5 protein-coding genes are annotated in these 2,453 nt (G+C 56.4%); all 5 read right to left on the reverse strand.

The window, feature by feature from the left end:
- On the reverse strand, nucleotides 1–1,268 hold a 1,268-nt coding region (locus tag AO268_RS33020), incomplete at its 3' end, for an immunoglobulin-like domain-containing protein (protein ID WP_373562109.1).
- On the reverse strand, nucleotides 1,222–1,419 hold the full coding sequence (locus AO268_RS33495; RefSeq protein ID WP_373562110.1) for an immunoglobulin-like domain-containing protein: 198 nt from the start codon (nucleotides 1,417–1,419) through the stop codon (nucleotides 1,222–1,224). The genes AO268_RS33495 and AO268_RS33020, both read right to left, overlap by 47 nt.
- Nucleotides 1,416–1,646: a hypothetical protein gene (locus tag AO268_RS33025; protein WP_257154330.1), complete on the reverse strand. Its 231-nt coding sequence runs from the start codon at nucleotides 1,644–1,646 to the stop codon at nucleotides 1,416–1,418. Before AO268_RS33025 ends, AO268_RS33495 begins: the two co-directional genes overlap by 4 nt.
- A 68-nt stretch (nucleotides 1,647–1,714) precedes the next feature.
- Nucleotides 1,715–2,095 carry an immunoglobulin-like domain-containing protein gene (locus tag AO268_RS33030; RefSeq protein ID WP_257154331.1) on the reverse strand — a complete coding sequence of 127 codons (381 nt, stop codon included), beginning with the start codon at nucleotides 2,093–2,095 and terminating at the stop codon, nucleotides 1,715–1,717.
- Nucleotides 2,076–2,453 (reverse strand): immunoglobulin-like domain-containing protein (locus tag AO268_RS33035; RefSeq protein WP_257154332.1); only part of this gene is annotated, 378 nt, incomplete at its 5' end. The genes AO268_RS33035 and AO268_RS33030, both read right to left, overlap by 20 nt.

Below are 2,453 nucleotides of genomic sequence, written 5' to 3' on the forward strand. Positions count from 1 at the left end.
GTGACGGTGGTGGTGTTATCGGTGCTCGGGGTATCCGTCACGACGGTGGTGACTTTATCGGTACCTGGAACCAGGTTTTCAAAGTGCTCGCCGCCAGTTACTTCCTTGATGCCGGTAGTAACAGTCTGGTCGCCTTTGTACACGTCATCCGGTGCTACAACCGAAACAGTACCGCTCGATTGGTCCACACCGATGGTGATGACTTGTTTGTTATCCAGGGTGATCGTCAACGGACCAGTGGTGTTCAGCACCGGTGTGCCGTTTTTATCCACCAGGGTCGCGGTGTAGACGATCTGGCCGCCTTCACCCACGGTTTTAGTGGCCGTCAGGACTACATCGACCTTGTCGATGGTGTCGTTGATGGTGGTGGTTGCGCCATTGCCTGCGACTACGAGCTTCTCGAAGTTACCGCCAGCGGTGTCGGTGATCTTGACGGTCTGGGTGCTCTTGTCGATGAATACGTCATCGCCAGGGGCATCCACCGTCACGGTACCGATGGTTTCACCGGCCTTGATGGTGATGGTTTGTTTGTTGTCGAGTGTCAGGGTGACGTCGGTGTCAGCCTTGTTGCTCAAGGTGGCGGTGTAGGTGATCTTGCCACCTTCGTTGACGGCGCTTGGCGCGGTCAGGGTGACGGTGGTGGTGTTATCGGTGCTCGGGGTATCCGTCACGACGGTGGTGACTTTATCGGTACCTGGAACCAGGTTTTCAAAGTGCTCGCCGCCAGTTACTTCCTTGATGCCGGTAGTAACAGTCTGGTCGCCTTTGTACACGTCATCCGGTGCTACAACCGAAACAGTACCGCTCGATTGGTCCACACCGATGGTGATGACTTGTTTGTTATCCAGGGTGATATCATCCGGTGCTACAACCGAAACAGTACCGCTCGATTGGTCCACACCGATGGTGATGACTTGTTTGTTATCCAGGGTGATCGTCAACGGACCAGTGGTGTTCAGCACCGGTGTGCCGTTCTTATCCACCAGGGTCGCGGTGTAGACGATCTGGCCGCCTTCGCCCACGGTTTTAGTGGCCGTCAGGACCACATCAACCTTGTCGATGGTGTCGTTGATGGTGGTGGTGGCGCCATTGCCTGCTACCACGAGCTTCTCGAAGTTACCGCCAGCGGTGTCGGTGATCTGGACGGTTTGCGAAGACTTGTCGATGAAGACGTCATCGCCAGGGGCATCCACCGTCACGGTACCGACGGTTTCACCGGCCTTAATGGTGATGGTTTGTTTGTTGTCGAGTGTCAGGGACAGGGGCATCCACCGTCACGGTACCGACGGTTTCACCGGCCTTAATGGTGATGGTTTGTTTGTTGTCGAGTGTCAGGGTGACGTCAGTGTCAGCCTTGTTGCTCAAGGTGGCAGTGTAAGTGATCTTGCCGCCTTCGTTGACGGCGCTTGGCGCGGTCAGGGTGACGGTGGTGGTGTTATCGGTGCAGTGATCTTGCCGCCTTCGTTGACGGCGCTTGGCGCGGTCAGGGTGACGGTGGTGGTGTTATCGGTGCCCGGTGTATCCGTCACCACGGTAGTGACTTTATCGGTACCTGGAACCAGGTTTTCAAAGTGCTCGCCGCCGGTGACTTCTTTAATGCCGGTAGTAACGGTTTGATCGCCTTTGTACACATCATCCGGGGCCACAACCGAAACAGTACCGCTCGATTGGTCCACACCGATGGTGATGACTTGTTTGTTATCCAGGGTGATAGTCAGCGGGCCGGTGGAACAACCGAAACAGTACCGCTCGATTGGTCCACACCGATGGTGATGACTTGTTTGTTATCCAGGGTGATAGTCAGCGGGCCGGTGGTGTTCAGCACCGGTGTGCCGTTTTTATCCACAAGCGTGGCGGTGTAGACGATCTGGCCGCCTTCGCCCACGGTTTTGGTTGCGGTCAGCACCACATCGACTTTGTCGATGGTGTCGTTGATCGTGGTAGTCGCACCATTGCCAGCCACCACGAGCTTCTCGAAGTTACCGCCGGCGGTGTCGGTGATCTGGACAGTCTGGGTGCTCTTGTCGATGAATACGTCATCGCCTGGAGCGTCCACCGTCACGGTACCGACGGTTTCACCGGCCTTGATGGACATCGACTTTGTCGATGGTGTCGTTGATCGTGGTAGTCGCACCATTGCCAGCCACCACGAGCTTCTCGAAGTTACCGCCGGCGGTGTCAGTGATCTTGACGGTCTGGGTGCTCTTGTCGATGAATACGTCATCGCCAGGGGCATCCACCGTCACGGTACCGATAGTTTCACCGGCCTTGATGGTGATGGTTTGTTTGTTGTCGAGTGTCAGGGTGACGTCGGTGTCAGCCTTGTTGCTCAAGGTGGCGGTGTAGGTGATCTTGCCACCTTCGTTGACGGCGCTTGGCGCGGTCAGGGTGACGGTGGTGGTGTTATCGGTGCTCGGGGTATCCGTCACGACGGTGGTGACTTTATCGGTACC

The sequence above is a fragment of the Pseudomonas sp. ICMP 8385 genome, from assembly GCF_002699915.1.
Classification (GTDB): Bacteria; Pseudomonadota; Gammaproteobacteria; order Pseudomonadales; family Pseudomonadaceae; genus Aquipseudomonas; species Aquipseudomonas gessardii.

Coding starts and splice junctions, on each gene's coding strand:
- AO268_RS33030 (WP_257154331.1), bottom strand. CDS start 2,095: ATGTCCATCAAGGCCGGTGAAACCGTCGGTACCGTGACGGTGGACGCT.